Origin of the sequence: Pararhodobacter zhoushanensis, from assembly GCF_025949695.1 — a bacterium.
GTDB classification, from domain to species: domain Bacteria; phylum Pseudomonadota; class Alphaproteobacteria; order Rhodobacterales; family Rhodobacteraceae; genus Pararhodobacter; species Pararhodobacter zhoushanensis_A.
The window spans coordinates 1,467,833-1,485,708 of record NZ_JAPDFL010000001.1 but is presented as its reverse complement, the minus strand read 5'-3'; the positions used below and the strand labels follow the sequence as shown (position 1 = coordinate 1,485,708).

The window sequence follows — 17,876 nt, the reverse complement described above, 5'->3', positions numbered from 1 at the left end:
GGCACGCCCCCTCCTCTGGACTCCTCCCGTGGATATTTGAGGACAGATGATCGGGCGCGGATTTGATTGACATTGATAATTAACTTCGGCAATCATCTCATCGGAGGATTGCTCATGACCTATCGTTTGCACACCCGACTGGGTTTTCGCGTCTCGCGTCTGGCCCGGCTGATGCAGGCGCGTCACGAGGCGGCTTTGGCCGAGGATGGCCTCACCCGCTTGGGTGCCGCCGTTCTGGGGGGTGTCGGGGATGAAGGCGTGCGTGCGCCCTCGGAACTGGCCGCCTATGTCGGCATCACCCGCCCTGCGATGTCGCGCCTGCTGCGCGGGCTTGAGACGCGCGGCTTTATCTCCCGCGCACCTGGCGACGGTGACGGACGGCAGACCTGCGTGCTGCTGACGCCAAAGGGCGCCGCGGCACTGACCCGCGCCCGCGCCGCCGGTGACGCGCTGCAAGCGCATTTCGCCGCCAAACTGAGCCCCGACGCCCTGACCGCTTTGACCGCAGCACTTGCCCTGCTCGCCGCCGATGAACCCGATCCCACCGATTTTTAAGGAGGCTTGCCGATGCCCGTCTTCGCCCATGCCGACCGGCCCGTCCATCTGGGCCCCTTCCCGCTGGAGCGCCTGCGCCGGGGCACGGCACCCGATCTGAACGCGCTGCCCTGGTCGCGCCCGCTCTCATTCGACCATCCCGACCCGCAGTCGTTGACCCACGCCATGGCGCGCTATCAGGCGATGTTCGACACGGTGCGCCAAGGTCCCATTGTCCACGCTGAGGCCGAGATCCCCGACGCTCCGCAGGAGCGCTCGAACCACCTCAAGGCCGCGGGCTATTACTTCGACGCCGCGCAAATGGGCGTCTGCGCCCTGCTACCCGAGCACCACCTGCCGGTGCCGCATCGCAACCCGATGATCGATGCCCTGCGCGTCGAGCTGGAGCAGGGCCAGCCCAAAACGCATGCCGCCGGGATCGACGCGATCTACGCCGACATCCTTGATGCCGCCCGCAGCCCGCATGGCCCGGTCACCAGCCACCGTTTCGCGCTGTTGATCGCTGTCGGCTACACCCGCGACCCGGCGCAGGGCGAGCCGGGCACCGACTGGCTGCACGGCACGCAAGCGCAGCGCGCGGCGCTTTTGGCCAACAACACCGCCGTGGTGCTGTCGTCCTATCTGCGCATGCTGGGCCATGACGCGCGGGCGCATTCGGCCAGCACCTCCGAGGTCGATCTGGCGCGACTGGCCGTCTCGGCCGGGATGGCGTCGATTGAGGGTGGCGAGGCGGTCAACCCCTATCTGGGCACCCGCTTTGGTCTGGCTGCCGTCACGACGACGCTGGAACTGGCCCCCGATGCGCCGCTCGACGGTGACGGCCGCTCGGCACGCAGCCATGGGCCGGGCTGGTGGACCGGGGCCGCAGCGCCCAAACGCGCCGCCACCGCCGAACCCTTCGCCCACCGCGAATTCCGCAAGGGGCCCTTCCCTTTTGAGCGTCTCAAACGGCGTGAAACCCCCAGCACCCTGATCGACCACGACCGGGTGCCGCGGTTCCCAAAGCGCGCCGATTTCTTCGCCCGCGCGCTCTATGGCGACATGGGGAAATCGGTGCAGGAGGCCACCAAGGGCGGGCGCTATGTCGCCAAGTCCCCCATCGGCGCCTGCGCCCGCCGCGCGCTTGGCGCGTTGCTTTTGTTGCAGTTTGGCGAGGCGCGGGGCCCTGTTCAGGCGACCGACCCCGAACGCAATGCCGAAAATCTGAAAGCCGCCAGCTACTACCTGAGCACCGATGCTGTCGGCCTGTGTGGCGTCCCGGACTGGGCCTATTACTCGCACAATTCCGCCGGTGAGGTGATCACCCCCTACCACGCCAATGCCGTCAACATGCTGCTCGATCAGGGGCACGAGACGATGGAGGGCGCCTCCGGCGATGACTGGATCAGCGTCGCGCAATCCATGCGCGCCTATCTGCGCTTTTCCCTCCTCGGCGGCGTGGTGGCCGAACAAATCCGCCGTCTGGGCTTTTCCGCGCGGGTGCATACGGTCATCGACGGCGATGTGTTGCAGCCGCCCTTGTTGCTGCTCAGCGGGCTGGGCGAGGTCAGCCGGATCGGCGAGGTGATCCTGAACCCCTACCTTGGCCCGCGCCTGAAATCGGGCACGGTGACCACCGACATGCCCATGGTCCACGATCAGCCCATCGACTTTGGCCTTCAGACCTTCTGCGACAATTGCAACAAATGCGCGCGCGAATGCCCGTCCGGAGCGATCACCGCTGGTCCAAAACTGATGTACAACGGGTATGAGATCTGGAAATCCGACGCCGAGAAATGCGCGCGCTACCGGATCACCAACAGCGCGGGAGGCATGTGTGGGCGCTGCATGAAGACCTGCCCGTGGAACCTGCAGGGCCTGTTTGCCGAGGCCCCCTTCCGCTGGCTGGCGATGAAGGCCCCGGGCTCGGCCAAGGCGCTGGCGGCGCTGGATGACAAGCTGGGGCGCGGATCGATCAACCCGGTCAAGGCGTGGTGGTGGGATATCGAACTGGACAAGGCGGGGACCCGTTACATCGCGGCGGGGGCGACCAACCGGCGCGCGCTGAGCCGCGATCTGGTGCTGAACTATGAGGACCAGACGCTGGCCGTCTATCCTGCCGACACCATGCCCCCGCCCTTCCCCATCACCCACCCGCTGAACCGCGAAGAGGGCATCGCGCGCTACCGCAGCCTGCTTACGCCCGAGGAATACCGCAACCGGCTGGCGCGCGGCGAGACCGAGGGGCTGGTGCCCGGCGTGAAAATGCCGGGCGAGCCGCCCGTGTTCCCCGTGACGATCACCAAGCGCGAGGATCTGAGCGACGACACCGTGCGCTTCGAACTGACGCGCAGCGACGGCCAGCCGCTGCCGCCGTTCGAGGCGGGCGCTCATATCGACGTGGTGATCGCGCCCGAATTCCAGCGCGAATACTCGCTGGCCGGTGACCCGGCGGATACGTCGAAATACGTGCTGGGCATCCAGCGAGAGGCGCAGGGCCGGGGCGGCTCGCTGCTCATGCACCGGGTGTTTCGTGAGGGGCGGAAAGTGTTTGTCACGCCGCCGACCAACCTGTTCCCGCTGGATGAGGCAGCACCTTTTACCCTGCTCATCGGCGGCGGCATCGGCATTACGCCGATGCTGACCATGGCGCACCGGCTGCACGCTCTGGGTGGCGATTTCCGCCTGCACTACCTCGCGCGCGGCACCGCGCCGTTCGGGCCCGAGATTGCCGCCGCGCCGTGGGCGGACAAGGCGGAAAGCCATGTGAAAACCGACGGCCCCCGCGTCGATATGGCCACGCTGATCCCGCCCTATGCACCCGGCGCGCGGCTTTACACCTGCGGCGGCGGCGCGTTCATGGACGCCGTGTTCGACACCGCCCGCGCGCAGGGCTGGCCGGATGAAGCCCTGGCACGCGAATATTTCGCCGTCCCCGAAGCACCCGAGTACGTAAACCACCCCTTCACCTTGCGCCTGACGCACTCGGGCCGCGACATCCCGGTGCCCGCCGATCAATCCGCCACCGATGCCTTGGCGCAGGTGGGGATCATCGTGCCCACCAAATGCTCGGATGGGATCTGCGGCGTGTGCTCGGCGACCCATCACGCGCCGGACGGGATCGAGCACCGCGACTATGTGCTGTCAGCCAAGGAACGCGAAAAGCGGGTGATCCTGTGCTGCTCGCGCGCCAGCGCGCCAGACGGGGTGATCGCCGTCGACCTGTGAGCCTGCGCACAGCCCCCATGCGCCCGGGTGCCTTTACCGGCAGCCGGGCGCAGCTTAGGTCTGCTGCAAACAGGAGTTTGCCATGACCGATCTTGCACACGACATTTCTCTCGGCCTCGATACGTTTGGCGATGTGAGCCACGACGATCAGGGCCAGCCCAAACCGATGGACCAGGTTCTGCGCGATGTCGTGGATCAGGCGGTCTATGCGGATCAGCTGGGCATCGACTTTATCGGTCTGGGCGAGCATCACCGGTCCGATTTCGCCATTTCCTCGCCCGAGATCGTGCTGGCCACGATTGCCGGGAAAACCAACCGCATCAAGCTGGGCACGGCGGTGACGATCCTGTCGACCGACGATCCGGTGCGGGTGTTCCAGCGCTTCTCGACGCTGAACGCGGTGTCGAACGGGCGCGCCGAGCCGATCCTGGGCCGGGGCAGCTTTACCGAAAGTTATGGTTTGTTCGGCTACGACATGCAGGACTATGACCAACTGTTCGAGGAGAAGCTCGACATCTTCGCCCGCTTGCTGCGCGATGGTAAAGTGACGTGGAGCGGGAAGACCCGCAGCCCGCTGAAGAATGAGACGGTCTATCCGCCTTTGGGCCAGCCGATGACCACCTGGGTGGGCGTCGGTGGCAGCCCGGAATCGGTGGTACGTGTGGCGCGGCACGATCTGCAGCTGATGCTGGCGATCATCGGCGGCGATCCGCTGCGGTTCAAACCCTATGTCGAGCTGTATCACCGCGCGGTGACTCAGCTGGAGACGAAAGCGCGCCCGATCGGCATCCACTCGCCCGGCTTTGTCGCCGCGACGGATGACGAAGCGCGCGAGGCGCTCTGGCCGCACCATCAGGAAATGTTCGGTCGTATCGGTCGCGAGCGTGGCTGGCCGCCGATGACCAAGGCGCGCTACATCGACGAGATCGAGCAAGGTGCGCTCGTCGTCGGCTCGCCCGAAACCGTCGCACGGAAAATTGCGCGCTCGGTCAAAGGGTTGGGTATTCAGCGCTTTGATATGAAATACACCAGCGGCCCGGTGCCGCACGCGCTGAACATGGAGTGCCTGCGGCTCTATGGTGAGCAGGTGATCCCGATGGTCCGCGACCTGCTGGCCACCGACAAGACCTGAGATCGGGGCCTGAGTTCCAGGTCTGGGTTCAGGCCGCGAAATAGCGGTCGGCGGGCAGGTAATACCCCAGCCGCGCCGACTGCGCCCAGACGCGTTCGTCCGAGGTGTCGCCCACCATCACCACCCGGTCAGCCGGCCATTTCTGCGCGCTGATCGCGGCCAGCAGCGCCTTGCGGCTTTCGCCCCAGGGCGCGAAGGGACGCGGGGCGCTGGCGGCATGGTCGATCAGACCTGAGGCCAGATCGAGGACATGCTCAGGGGTCAACGGCGCCCGGGTCAAGGCGACGCGGCCGGTGTCGATGATCGCCGCGAGTTTCTCTTGCCGATCCAATGGCAGCGACGGCTGCGGCGCCAGAAGACGCAACGCATTGGTGGAAAACATAAACGCAATCACGTCATGGCCCGATGCCGCGCGGATCGACGCGTAGGTCTTGTAGTCCAGCCCGATCTCCGCCGCCCGCTTGACACGCAGGCGCACCACCTCAATCGGCAGCACCGGCATCAGCTGCGCGCGCGCCTTGCCCCAGGCGTGGCGGCGCCAGCTCTCGCCCGGTTCCATCGTCGGTCCGTTGTTATGGCCAAGTCCGGGCATGGGAACCTCGCATACTATCCCGTCTATCAGACTGAAATCGTAGAGATCCGGCGCGAAAAGAAAAGCCCCTGCTGAGGCAGCTGACCGCCTCGCCTGCCGCTTTAGGCAATTGTGGCGAAACTGGGATCATTCATGGCCATAAACAGTCTGTTTCAAAATATGCATATTTGATGAATCTTAAAATCGCGCAATCATCGACACCTTAGACGCTTGTTAGTCCTCTATCAGTAGGTGGTAAAAATGGGTTTTCGTTTTGGACTGCTCGGTTCGCTCTCGCTCGGGCGCACCCCCGTTGTGACCAGCCCGGTCACCAATGACCACGGCCTGTTGGGTAATCTTCTCGACAGCGTCGGCGATGGCGCTGACGGTCTGCTCGATTCTCTCGGCGATGGCGTGGCCGACATCACCGATTCACTCGGGTTGACGGTCGGTGACCTCACCGATGAGGCAGGCGATACGGTTGAGGATATCTTTGGCACACTGGGGCTGGGCGATCTGGGCAGCACGCTGGATAACGGGGTGTCCGATATCGGTGGCTCGCTGGACACCACGCTGGTTTATGGCGGCAATGAAATCGACAAGATCTTGCACCAGCTGGGCGACGACATCAACGGCCTGCTCGATGCGCCGCTCGATCCTGAAAATCTGGGCGACAGCCTGGACAATCTGATCGACACGGTGGGCAAGACGGTTGCCGAGACGCTCGACACGACCGGGCTGGGCACCGGTCTGCTGGGCGGCGATGTCGGCGACCTGCTCGACAATCTGCTCGACGATCTGGGGCTCGATGGCAGCGCGCTGGATGACGCGATCACCGAGCTAACCTCGGATCTGGACGAGACGCTGCTGTATGGCGGCAAGGATCTGGAAAGCCTGTTCGACAAGGTCGGCGACACCGTGGAAGACGTTGTCTCGGATCTGGGTCACGATCTGTTCCTGCCGCCCGCCACCGACGAGGGTAACGGCGACGACAGTGAGATTGAGATCACCGTCGACGTCGCGCTTTGCTGACCCCTCGGCGCGGCGCCTTTAAACGAGGCCCGCGCCTTTCCCATCGCTCATCGGTGGCCAGGGCCGCTTTGCATCGGCCCCGACCCAGGCCTGCACCCATTCGGGCAGCGCCGGGCTGACCAGATCGGGATAGCCCATCGCAGCAACAAGCGCGGCAGGCGATACGATTCCGCTATGGGACGTCACGGCGGCGCGGATCAGCACATGGTTCAACGCCTCACCCTGCCGCCACATCGACTGCTCGATGTAGAAAAACCGACCGTCCCAGCCCAGCGATCGCGTCCGCATTTCAAAGCGTTGGAACATCCGCACGCGCCGCCGATACCGCACGGTCGAGCCCGCCACCGTCATGCCCCAGCGTTGCTTCATCAACGCGGCCGTCATGCCGATTCGCGCTGAAAACGGCACCCGCCCCAGGTCATACAGGGTCAGGGTGCGACCGTTGTTCAGCTCTCTCCACGGGTCCAGATCCCACGGCCAGCAGCGATGATGCGAGAGATGCGTGTCGAACGGGGACAGCGATTTCCCCCGGAATTTCAACGTTTCCTTGAGCAGCCGGATGACTGGATACATACCAACCCCTTTTGTTGCGCCCGTCCACTGGACCGGGGCGCGCATGGCGTCAAGCCGCGTCGCGGCGTCAGACAGGGCTTTGCCGTCACCGCCGAAAACGCGCGTTGACGAAACGGTTACGTTTGGGGGCCATAGTTTACCGTGCGTCGGCGTTGCCCCACACAGAACCACGGCGTAAACTGCCACCATGCCCCAGGAGTCCCCAATGACCAGCGCCCTGCGCACCGCGTATTCCAAGGCCGAACAGGTCTCGGACGCTGTCGTGCATGTCATGGGCCTGATGCTGGTCCTGATGGCGGTTCCCGTCCTGATCGTGCTGACCGCGCTTTACCGGGGCGATGTGGCCTCGGTGACCGGGGTGTCGGTGTATGGCGGCGCGCTGTTTGCAATGATCTTGTGCTCGGCGCTGTACAACATCGGGGAAACTTCTGGCGTTGGGACGGCCAAGGAATGGCTGCTGCGGCGACTGGATCATTCCGCGATATACTTAAAAATCGCAGGCACTTACACACCCTTCACGCTGCTCTCTGGTCACGGCGTTGCGCTGACGATTGGCGTGTGGGGTGCGGCTTTCGCCGGGATCACGCTGAAGATCATCTCGCCGGAACGGTTCAAATGGGCCGGGCTGATCCTGTATCTGGGCATGGGATGGGCCGGCGTGGTTGCTGGCGGCACGCTGTTCTCGGCGTTGCCGCTGCCGGTGCTGATCCTGATGGCCGTGGGTGGCGGATTGTACACCCTCGGCGTCGTGTTTTACCTGTGGCGGCGCCTGCCGTTCCACTACACGATCTGGCACGTCTTTGTTCTGGCAGCCAGCTTCGTGTTCTACGCCGCCGTCCTGGTCTTTGTGCTTCTCGGGCCGGAAACCGCCCTGAGCTGAGACTAGCTTTCGCTCAAGATCTCCAGAAACGCCTCACCAAAGCGTTCGACCTTTGCCGCGCCCATGCCTGCGATGCGTTCCATGTCGGCCAGACTGCGCGGGCGGCGCTCGGCGATGGTGCGCAAGGTGGCGTGGGTGCAGCTTAGATACTTGCCCGTGCCGTCTTCGCCCCGCGACAACTGAGCCTGCACTTCGGTCAGCCGGTCAAAGACCCCGCCGGCCTCGGTCCCCGCAAGTTTCCGCCGTGCCGGATGCGCGACCTCGGTCTCTTCACCGGTGATCACCTGCAGGAAGCGGGCGCCATACCGCTCAAGTTTGGTTGCGCCAACACCGGTAATTCCGGCAAAGTCATCCAGCGATTGCGGGCGCTTCTCGGCCATTTCCACCAAGGATCGGTCATTGAAGATCACATAAGGCGGCACGCCGCCCGCCTGCGCCAGAGACCGGCGCAGGGCCTTGAGCGCCGAAAGCAGAGGCGCGTCTTCGTCCGACACCAGTGCGCGCGGCTCTGCCCGCGTACTCGCCTGCTGGATCGTGTCAGCGCGGAAGGTGACCGCGCTTTCGCCGCGCAGGATCGGCCGGGCATCCTGCGTCATGCGCAGCGCGCCGTGCCGCTCGGCATCGGGACGGACCAGATCACGGCCCATCATTTGCCGGAACACCGCATTCCACGCCGCCTTGCTCAACTCGCGCCCGACACCAAAGGTGGGAAGCTGGTCATGACTGCGTTGCGTGATCTTGTCGGTCATCGTCCCGGTCAGGATATCGACCAGATGGCCCACCCCAAAGCTCTCACCTGTGCGCAACATCGCCGACAGCGCCTTGCGCACGGCCTCGGTCGCATCAAAGGTCTTGGCGGGCGTTTCGCACAGATCGCAATTGCCGCAGGGTTCGCTGACTTCACCGAAATACGCCAGCAGCATGCGGCGGCGGCAACCACAGGCTTCGGCCAGACCGAGAAGGGTGTTGAGCCGCGCGTGATCAGCCTCTCGGCGGTCAGGCGGGGCGTTGGAATCGTCGACCTGTGCGCGGCGCAAGCGGATGTCGTCAGGGCCGTACAGCGTCAAGGTATCGGCGGGCAAACCATCGCGACCAGCGCGGCCAATCTCTTGATAATAGGACTCGATTGACTTGGGCAGGTCCGCATGGGCGACCCAGCGCACGTCCGGCTTGTCCACGCCCATGCCGAAGGCGACCGTGGCGCAAACGATCAGACCCTCTTCGGTCTGAAACAGGCCCTCAACCTTGCGGCGCTCCCAATCTTCCATCCCGCCGTGATAGGCGCAGGCGGTGTGACCCGCCTCTTCCAGCGCGCGGGCAAGGGTTTCGGTGCGCGCACGTGTCGCACAATAGACGATGCCGGACTGGCCCTTGCGCGCCGCCGCGAAGCTCATGATCTGCTTGCGCGGGTTGTCCTTGACCGCAAAAGCCAGCCGGATGTTGGGCCGGTCGAAACCGCGCAGAAAGCTTTGTGGCGGCGTTCCGGCAAAGAGGCGGTGGACGATTTCATCCCGCGTGGCAGCATCGGCGGTCGCGGTGAAGGCAGCAAGGGGCACGCCCAACGCCTGCCGCAAGTCGCCGATCCGCAGGTAATCGGGGCGGAAATCATGGCCCCATTGGCTGACGCAATGTGCCTCGTCCACCGCGATCAGGCGGCAATTCGACCGACGCAGCAGGTTGGTGGTTGCCGAGGAGGCGAGTCGTTCCGGCGCGATGTAGAGGATCTTGAGCCGACCGTCTTCCAGCGCGGAAAAGATCGCCTCGTTCTCTTCCGGGGTGTTCCCCGAGGTGATCGCCCCCGCCGCCACGCCCGCTTCCTGCAACGCGCGCACCTGATCGCGCATCAGGGCGATCAGCGGAGAGATGACCACGGTCAACCCGTCGCGGGCCAGCGCAGGCAACTGAAAGCACAGGGATTTTCCGCCGCCAGTCGGCATGATCGCCAGGACGTCGGACCCGGCGATCACCGCGTCGACGATTTCTTCCTGACCGGGCCGGAACGCAGAGAAGCCAAAAACCCGCGCCAACAGGGCGTGGGTCAGTTCGGCGGCAGGGGCAGAGATGTCAGCGCTATCCACGGGGTCAGAGGAAGACCGAGATGTTGTTAGTGATCACAATCCGGATCGCATAGATCGACAAAAGCACGATCAGCGGCGCCAGATCCAGACCGCCCATATTGGGCAGGAAAGACCGGATGCGGCTGTAGACCGGTTCGAGCACGCGGTTCAGACCGTCCCAGATTTGCGCCACCAGCGGCTGGCGGAGGTTCAGAACCTGAAAATTGATCAGCCAGCTCATGATCACATGGGCGATCACGATCCACCAGATCACGTTGAGCACAAGAAACAGGATCTGGATCACTGACAGCATGGCATCCTCATATGCGGCTTTGCCCCTGAGGTAAGGCCTGCGAGGCCGCGCCGCAACCCCGCAGGCGCGATCACCCGGTGCGATCCAGCGACGGGGCGGGCAGGCTGGCGTCTTGCGGGCAATAGCGGGCGACCATCTCCAGCAGAAGCGGTTTCTTCAACGGCTTGGTCATCACGTGATCCAACCCCGCGGCGAGGATGTCCTCTTGGTCGCCCGCCATCGCATGCGCGGTCAGCGCGACGATGGGAACCTGGGCCCCGCCGGGCAACTGGCGGATCGCGCGGGTCGCCGAGCGGCCATCCATGCCCGGCATCGAAATGTCCATGAACACAAGATCCGGTTTGGTCGTGCGGAAAGCCTCAACCGCCTGTTCACCATCTTCGGCGAAGCTGAGATCGACCTCAAGCCCGTCGAGCATCTTGGAGAACACCAGCCGGTTGGTCCGGTTGTCTTCGGCCGCGAGCACGCGCATCCGCCGGCCCCCGCCCAGCCGCGGCAAGGGACCGGGTGTCGGCGCGGCGTCGGCAGAGGGGATCGCAGGCAGCCCACCCGGGGCGGACGACAGTTGCAGCTGACGCAACAGGTCCTGACGCAGGATCGGCTTTTGCAGCACGGCGCGCAGCTCGCCTATGGCGGGATGATCGCGCACGCTGGCGGGGTTGGAACTGAGCAGCACAACCGGCGTGTCAAAGCCCGCGTCGCGCAGTTTCGCCGTCAGATCCAACCCGTCGATACCGGGCATCAGGTGATCTGTGATCAACAGCTCGATCGCCCCGCCCTGCCCGTGCTCGAATTTCTCCAGCACCTCAGCGCCCGACGCACAGAGTGTCACCTCAACACCCTGCGCGGTCAGCTGGCGTTCCAGAATGGTGCGGTTGATCAGATGGCTTTCGGCAATCATCACCCGTGCCAGCCGGATGGGTTCGGCGGTCAACGGTTCGGCATCCTCGGACAGCGGCAGGGTCAGCGAGAAGCCAAAACAGGCGCCCTTGCCCAGCTCGCTTTCGACCCAGATCTCACCGCCCATCAGATCGATCAGGCGACGGGTGATCGCCAATCCCAGCCCCGTCCCTTCAAACTTGCGGTTCGCCTGTTCATCCACCTGCGCGAATTCACCAAAGATCCGTTCGACATGTTCCGGCGCGATGCCGATGCCGGTATCTTCGACGGTGACGGTGATGCGTTGGGCGAAATCGCCCGCCTCGATCCCGACGACGCGGATCAGGACATGACCGGTCTGGGTGAATTTGACGGCATTCCCGATCAGGTTGGTCATCACCTGTCGCATGCGGCCCGGATCGGCCAGAAACCGGGTGGGCAGGAACAGGTCATAGTCCATCAGCAGGTCGATCGACCGCTTGCGGGCCCCGGCCTGCAACAAGATCAGCACCTCATGGATACAGCGTTCCAGATCAAAGGGTTCGGGGTGCAGCGTGAGCTTTTCCGCTTCGATCTTGGAGAAGTCGAGCACGTCATTGATGATGTTGAGCAACGCCTCACCCGAGGAGCGGATCGTCTCGGCATAGAGGCGCTGTTCGTCGGACAGCGCGGTGTCGCACATCAGTTCGGCCATGCCGACGACGCCGTTCATCGGCGTGCGGATCTCATGGCTCATGTTGGCAAGGAAGGCGGATTTGGCGCGGTTCGCCGCCTCGGCCCGTTCGCGCGCCTCCTCCAGTTCGGCGGCGTAGCGTTGGGTTTCCGTGATGTCGCGTACCAGACTGACAATATCGCCGCCCCGTGCGCGCCGGTCGTGGATACGCGCGGTGTCACCGCGGGTGAAGACCAGCGTGATCGGCTCGATATGCTCATGCTCCCACCGCGAGAGCATGGTTTGCGTCCATGCTTCGGGCGTGATCCCGTCAAAGGCGACCCTTTCCTCATGCGCAAGTATCTCAACCAGACGGCGGTAGCTGATGCCGACCTGAACCTCGGGAATACCTGAGAAAACATCGAGATAGGCGTGGTTGGCGATCACCAGCTCCTGCGCGCGGTTGAAGACTGCGAAACCGTCCCGGATGGTGTTGATCGAGTCCCACAGCCGCCGTTCGGCCATCGTGGCAGTCCGTTGCGCAGTCTCGGTTTCCGCGCGCGCCTTGCTTTGCACCTCAACCACGCGCTGCGCATCTTCAAGCGCCGAAGCACGCCCGTTCTGGCGCAGCCCGTGCAGATCGATGCGCATCTGGTCCAGTTGCGCGAGCGCTGCGTCCAGTTCACGATTGCGCTGATCCAGCCGCCGCTCAGCCGTCAGGCGTGCCCGGCGTTCCAGCGTCAGCTTGTCGAACAATGTCATCCGCGACGGCCCCGGCAAAAAGAAAACGGACCGGCGCAGGGCCGGTCCGCTCAGAATTGCCGCGAACGGTAAAGACACTCTTAAACGCGGACGGTTTTCAAAGCTCAGAGGCGCTCAATTGCCAGTGCGATCCCCTGACCGCCGCCGATGCACATGGTGATCAGGCCATAGCGCCCACCAATGCGCTGCAGTTCATAAAGCGCCTTGACCGTGACAATCGCGCCGGTTGCGCCGACCGGGTGACCCAATGCAATCGCGCCGCCGTTCGGGTTCACCTTGGCCGCGTCCAGACCCAGCCCCTTGTTCACCGCCAAAGCCTGCGACGCAAAGGCCTCGTTCGATTCGATGACATCGAAATCGCTGATCGACAGGCCGGTACGCGCGCACAGCTTCTGCACCGCCGGGATCGGGCCGATGCCCATCACCTCGGGCCGCACACCTGCAACCGCATAGCCGACAACCCGCGCCAGCGGTTTCAGCCCCGCCTTGGCCGCCGCGTCGCCGCGCGCCAGAACCAGCGCCGCCGCACCGTCGTTGATGCCCGAGGCATTGCCCGCCGTCACCGAGCCATCCTTGCGGAAGGCCGGACGCAGGGCTGCCAGTTTCTCAAGACTGGTGGCCTTGGGATGCTCATCCGTGTCGAAAACGACGTCACCCTTGCGACCCTTCGAGACGATCGGGACGATCTGGCTGGCAAAGCGCCTCTCGGCAATCGCCCGCGCGGCGCGGATCTGGCTTTCCATCGCGAAAGCGTCCTGCGCTTCGCGGGTGATGTCATGCTCGCCCGCGACATTCTCGGCCGTGACGCCCATGTGACCGGTGCCGAACGGGCAGGTCAGCGCGCCCAGCATCATGTCCATCGCAGCGGTGTCGCCCATTTTCTGGCCAAAGCGCGCGGCGGGGATGATGTAGGGCGCGCGGCTCATCGATTCAGCGCCACCAGCCAGACCGAAGTCGGCATCACCCAGCATAAGCGACTGGAAGATCGACACAATCGCCTGCGCGCCCGAGCCGCACAGCCGGTTCACGTTCATCGCCGGGGTGGTGTCGGGGATACCCGCGCCCATTGCCGCCACGCGTGACAGATAGGCATCGCGCGGGATGGTGTTGATCACATGGCCAAAGACCACGGCGCCGATCTGCCCGGGCTCGACGCCAGCGCGCTCCAGCGCGGCTTTGCTGACCGTGGTGGCCAGATCCGCCGGGGCACTATCGGCAAGGCTGCCGCCGAAGCTGCCGATGGGGCTGCGTGCGCCGCCCAGAATGACGATCTCGTCCATGTCCATCCCTTTTCGTCTGATGTCAGCGCGGTTCTACACCCCGTGCCCGCGCGCTCAAAGCGCGCATCGCATCCGTCACGCAGCGTCAGACTGCCTTAACGGCAATAGGTGCCGCCGCCCCGGTGCTGGGCCAGATCGAAATGGAAGTGGTCCTGATGGAAACGATCCGAATCCGGGCTGAGCGTCGTGCGGAAGATACCGCAGGCGGCCTCGTACATGCGCCGCAACGACCGGCTGTGACTGCCGCGCCGGTAGTTGCGCAGCACGCTGACCGTGTCGCCATTGACCAGCCGGTAGCCTGCGACGTCGATGGCGCGGCCCCGGCCATGTTCGGAAATCCGTGCGCCGGGCTGGCTGTTGCGGGTCCGGCAGGAATAGGCCCCGATCACCCGGATCTGCGCCACGCCGCCACCGGTACGCCCAACGGCGGGCACCATTTCGGTGCGCACCCAGCGGTCAAAGGCGCGCGCGGTGTCGCAGTCGATGGTCGCGGCCATCGACAGCGGGATGCCCTGAACGCTGGTCACACTGACCGGCTGATCAATGCCGCAACCGCGTGTGGATGACGTGATACGCGGCAATTCGCGGCCCTCCAGCCCCCGCACACCGCAAATCCCGCGCTGTTGCGGGCCACCACTACGGGTCGGCGCGGTCACCGCAGCGGGGGCGGCGACCTGCCGGTCGCGGGCGCGGTCGCGGGCGATGGCAGCATACCGCTGCATGACGCTGTCGGTCCGGTGGCGGGGAAACAGGCTGGTGGCAACGGCCAGCGGATTGACCGTCACGGGTGGACTCGCAGCCAGCGCCTCAGCGGCAGCGCGTTCAGTGGCAAGGCGAAGCGCTTCGGCTTGTTCGGCGGCCTGCCGGGCTGCGGTGGCTTCGGCGACCGCAGCATCGGCGATCGACACGACCGCGCCCGAGGGCGGGCGCATGCGTGGGCGCGGTGAGGTCTCGGGTGCATCGCTCCACGCCGCCCCCGGAAGGGCCAGCACCAGCACCACAAGAACCCACCGCAACACCACCATCCGTTCAGTCCTTCCTGACGCGGCCGAAATCCGGCGCGTCAGTGTCCTGTCCCGCCTCGATGATCCCGCGCCGGATCGCGCGGGTGCGGGTGAAATACTCGTGCAAAAGCGGCCCGTCGCCCATGCGGATGGCGCGCTGCAGCACGAAGAGTTCCTCGGTAAAGCGACCCAGAATATCGAGCGTCGCCTCCTTGTTGGTCAGGAACACATCGCGCCACATCGTCGGATCACTGGCGGCGATCCGGGTAAAGTCCCGAAAGCCCGAGGCCGAGTATTTGATCACCTCGGTCTGCGACACGCGGCGCAAATGGTCCGCCACGCCGACCATCGTATAGGCGATCAGGTGGGGGGTATGCGACACCACGGCCAAGACGAGATCATGGTGCGGCGCGTCCATCGTATCGACATTCGCCCCCATCCCGGTGCAGAGCGCGCTCAGCCGCGCGACGGCGTCGGCGTCAGATCCCTCAACCGGGGTCAGCAACCACCAGCGGTTCTCGAACAGCGTGGCAAAGCCGGAATAGGGGCCGGAATGCTCGGTCCCGGCCAGCGGGTGACCGGGGATGAAATGCACGCCCTCGGGCAGATGCGGGCCAACCGCGTCGATCACCGCCTGCTTGACCGAGCCCACATCCGTCACCGTCACCCCTGCCTTGAGGAACGGCGCGATCTCTTCGGCCACCGCGCCCATCGCGCCGACCGGCACGGCCAGCACAACCAGATCCGCCCCCGCGACGGCTTCGGCCGCGCTGTCATGCACGCTGTCGACAAAGCCGATCTGCGCCGCTGCCGCCCGCGTCTCGGCGCTGCGCGCGTAGCCGGCGATATGCCCGGCCAGCCCACGCCGCTTCATCGCATGCGCCATGGACCCCGCGATCAGGCCCAGCCCGATCAGCGCCACGCGTTCATAGACCTGCGCCATTACCGCACCCCCTTGAACGTGGCCAGCACGCCAATGATCCGGCGGCAAGCGTCCTCATCCCCGATCGTGATGCGCAGGCAGTTAGGCAGCTTGTAGCCCGCCACCTTGCGCACCAGAATCCCCTCGGCCTTGAGAGCCAGATCGGCGGCGTCGGCCTCCTCTGCGCTGGCAAAGCGGGCAAGGATGAAATTGGCGAAACTCTCGTCGCAGCCGATGCCCATCTGCACCAGCGCCTGCCGCAGATGGTCGCGCCATTTGGCATTCTCGGTCGCGCAGAAGCGGGTGAAGGATACGTCGCGCACTGCCGCCTCGGCGGCCTCCATCTGCGCGACGCTCAGGTTGAACGGCTGGCGCACGCGGTTGAGCACGTCGATGATCGACCGCTGGGCATAGCCCCAGCCGATCCGCAACCCGCCAAGGCCGTGGATCTTCGAGAAGGTCCGCGTCATGACGACATTGGGGTAGGTATCGACGAGCGACGCGCCGCCATCGAAGCCTTCGGCAAACTCGGCATAGGCGCCATCGAGGACCAGAATGACGTCACCCGGCAGCCCGGCGACCAACCGGTGCAGATCCGCCTCGGCCACCATCGTGCCTGTGGGGTTGGCCGGGTTGGCGATGAACACGATCCGCGTGCGCTCGGTGACTGCCGACAGAATGGCATCGACATCGATGCGGCGCTCAACTTCCTTGACCTCGACCGGAACCGCCCCGGCAGCATGCGCAAGGATCGGATACATCGAGAAACCGTGCTCGGTGGTGATCACCTCATCGCCCGGCCCGGCGTAGCTTTGGGTGATGAACTGCAACACCTCGTCCGAGCCGACGCCGCAAATGATGCGGTCCGGGTCGAGCCCGTGGATCTCGCCGATCGCGGCGCGCAGACCGGCGTGATCGGTGTTGGGATACCGATGCAAATTCCCGGCGGCGGCGGCAAAGGCCGCCTGTGCCTTGGGCGAGGCCCCGTAGGGGTTTTCGTTCGACGACAGCTTGAGCACATCGGTGCGCCCGGCAAGCTTGCTCTCGCCGCTGACATAGAGGGCGATCTCCATGATCCCGGGTTGCGGGCGGATGGGGTCGGTTATCGGTCTGTCCTCGGGCATCGGTCTATCCTCGGGCGCCGCTCTGGCGCGTTTACCCTGTCTTCGCCAAGGCGGCTACCCGCCTGGGCCTTGCCTGCATGGGCTGCGGCTTCATCTTGCCGAAAATACGCTCCTTTGGCCTGTCCACCGTCACCGCGCATGAGAAAAGGGCCGCCCCGGTTCCCCGGCGCGGCCCTTCCTGTCGTAGCAAGACCTAAGCCGAAACCGGATCAGTTCTTGGCGTAATATTCGACGACGAGGTTCGGTTCCATCTGAACCGCGTAGGGCACATCCGCCAGCGAGGGGGTGCGCGTGTAGGTCGCGGTCATTTTGGAATGGTCGACTTCCATGTAGTCGGGCACGTCACGCTCGGTCAGGCTGACCGATTCCAGAACGATGGCCAGCTGTTTGGAGCGGTCACGAACGGCGATCACGTCGCCTTCCTTGACGCGGTACGACGCGATGTTCACGCGCTTGCCGTTCACGGTGATATGGCCGTGGTTCACGAACTGGCGGGCGGCGAAAATCGTCGGCACGAACTTGGCGCGGTAGATCACCGCGTCCAGACGGCGCTCGAGCAGGCCGATCAGGTTCTCGCCGGTGTCACCTTTGACGCGGGCAGCATCGCCGTAGATGCGCTTGAATTGTTTTTCGGTCAGATCGCCGTAGTAGCCTTTCAGCTTCTGCTTGGCGCGCAGCTGGGTGCCGAAGTCCGACAGCTTCTGCTTGCGGCGCTGACCGTGCTGGCCGGGGCCGTATTCACGCTTGTTGACCGGCGACTTGGCGCGGCCCCAGATGTTCTCGCCCATGCGACGGTCGAGTTTGTACTTGGCAGTCGTGCGTTTGGTCACGGCTGATCTCCTTCTTTGTGTATCGAAGGGCGTTGTCCTTTCCCCGTTTGAGCGGGGCGACAGGGTTCCTCTTGCGAGGTCCACCAACACCAATGAAAAGCCA

At 64.8% G+C, this 17,876-nt stretch carries 15 protein-coding genes; 5 read left to right on the top strand and 10 right to left on the bottom strand.

What is annotated here, in order from left to right; translation table 11 throughout:
• Positions 1-114 precede the first annotated feature (114 nt).
• The 3 genes from OKW52_RS07310 (at position 115) to OKW52_RS07300 (ending at position 4,894) form a co-directional block, all read left to right on the top strand.
• Positions 115-555, top strand: a complete 441-nt coding sequence (locus tag OKW52_RS07310; protein WP_264505145.1) for a MarR family winged helix-turn-helix transcriptional regulator — start codon at positions 115-117, stop codon at positions 553-555.
• Positions 556-567: 12 nt separating this feature from the next.
• The gene (locus tag OKW52_RS07305; RefSeq protein WP_264505144.1) at positions 568-3,762 is read left to right on the top strand and encodes a 4Fe-4S dicluster domain-containing protein; all 3,195 of its coding nucleotides are present in this window, start codon (positions 568-570) and stop codon (positions 3,760-3,762) included.
• Between the two features lie 82 nt (positions 3,763-3,844).
• The gene (locus tag OKW52_RS07300) at positions 3,845-4,894 is read left to right on the top strand and encodes an LLM class flavin-dependent oxidoreductase (protein WP_264505143.1); all 1,050 of its coding nucleotides are present in this window, start codon (positions 3,845-3,847) and stop codon (positions 4,892-4,894) included.
• Between the two features lie 28 nt (positions 4,895-4,922).
• On the opposite strand, the gene OKW52_RS07295 is transcribed toward OKW52_RS07300, so the two are convergent.
• Positions 4,923-5,486: a hypothetical protein gene (locus OKW52_RS07295; protein ID WP_264505142.1), complete on the bottom strand. Its 564-nt coding sequence runs from the start codon at positions 5,484-5,486 to the stop codon at positions 4,923-4,925.
• A 240-nt stretch (positions 5,487-5,726) separates the two neighbouring features.
• Between OKW52_RS07295 and OKW52_RS07290 the strand changes: the two genes are divergently transcribed.
• Positions 5,727-6,497 carry a hypothetical protein gene (locus OKW52_RS07290; RefSeq protein ID WP_264505141.1) on the top strand — a complete coding sequence of 257 codons (771 nt, stop codon included), beginning with the start codon at positions 5,727-5,729 and terminating at the stop codon, positions 6,495-6,497.
• A gap of 18 nt (positions 6,498-6,515) precedes the next feature.
• On the opposite strand, the gene OKW52_RS07285 is transcribed toward OKW52_RS07290, so the two are convergent.
• Entirely contained in the window at positions 6,516-7,070 is a 555-nt protein-coding gene (locus OKW52_RS07285) for an acyl-CoA thioesterase (RefSeq protein WP_264505140.1), read from the bottom strand.
• A gap of 205 nt (positions 7,071-7,275) precedes the next feature.
• Here OKW52_RS07285 and trhA point away from each other — a divergent pair, with 205 nt between their 5' ends.
• Complete coding sequence (gene trhA, locus OKW52_RS07280) at positions 7,276-7,950, top strand: PAQR family membrane homeostasis protein TrhA (RefSeq protein WP_264505139.1); 675 nt, start codon at positions 7,276-7,278, stop codon at positions 7,948-7,950.
• Positions 7,951-7,952: 2 nt separating this feature from the next.
• On the opposite strand, the gene recQ is transcribed toward trhA, so the two are convergent.
• The 8 genes from recQ to rpsD form a co-directional block, all read right to left on the bottom strand.
• Positions 7,953-10,028, bottom strand: coding sequence for a DNA helicase RecQ (gene recQ / locus OKW52_RS07275; RefSeq protein ID WP_264505138.1), 2,076 nt, complete (start codon positions 10,026-10,028; stop codon positions 7,953-7,955).
• A 4-nt stretch (positions 10,029-10,032) separates the two neighbouring features.
• The gene (locus OKW52_RS07270; protein WP_264505137.1) at positions 10,033-10,320 is read right to left on the bottom strand and encodes a YggT family protein; all 288 of its coding nucleotides are present in this window, start codon (positions 10,318-10,320) and stop codon (positions 10,033-10,035) included.
• A gap of 70 nt (positions 10,321-10,390) precedes the next feature.
• Positions 10,391-12,613: a response regulator gene (locus tag OKW52_RS07265; RefSeq protein WP_264505136.1), complete on the bottom strand. Its 2,223-nt coding sequence runs from the start codon at positions 12,611-12,613 to the stop codon at positions 10,391-10,393.
• 104 nt (positions 12,614-12,717) lie between these two features.
• On the bottom strand, positions 12,718-13,893 hold the full coding sequence (locus tag OKW52_RS07260; RefSeq protein WP_264505135.1) for an acetyl-CoA C-acyltransferase family protein: 1,176 nt from the start codon (positions 13,891-13,893) through the stop codon (positions 12,718-12,720).
• Between the two features lie 95 nt (positions 13,894-13,988).
• Positions 13,989-14,918, bottom strand: coding sequence for an extensin-like domain-containing protein (locus tag OKW52_RS07255; protein WP_264505134.1), 930 nt, complete (start codon positions 14,916-14,918; stop codon positions 13,989-13,991).
• A gap of 4 nt (positions 14,919-14,922) precedes the next feature.
• Positions 14,923-15,840, bottom strand: coding sequence for a prephenate/arogenate dehydrogenase family protein (locus tag OKW52_RS07250; protein WP_264505133.1), 918 nt, complete (start codon positions 15,838-15,840; stop codon positions 14,923-14,925).
• On the bottom strand, positions 15,840-16,943 hold the full coding sequence (gene hisC, locus OKW52_RS07245) for a histidinol-phosphate transaminase (protein WP_264505132.1): 1,104 nt from the start codon (positions 16,941-16,943) through the stop codon (positions 15,840-15,842). Before hisC ends, OKW52_RS07250 begins: the two co-directional genes overlap by 1 nt.
• Before the next feature lie 209 nt (positions 16,944-17,152).
• Positions 17,153-17,773: a 30S ribosomal protein S4 gene (gene rpsD / locus OKW52_RS07240; RefSeq protein WP_264505131.1), complete on the bottom strand. Its 621-nt coding sequence runs from the start codon at positions 17,771-17,773 to the stop codon at positions 17,153-17,155.
• Between the last annotated feature and the right edge of the window lie 103 nt (positions 17,774-17,876).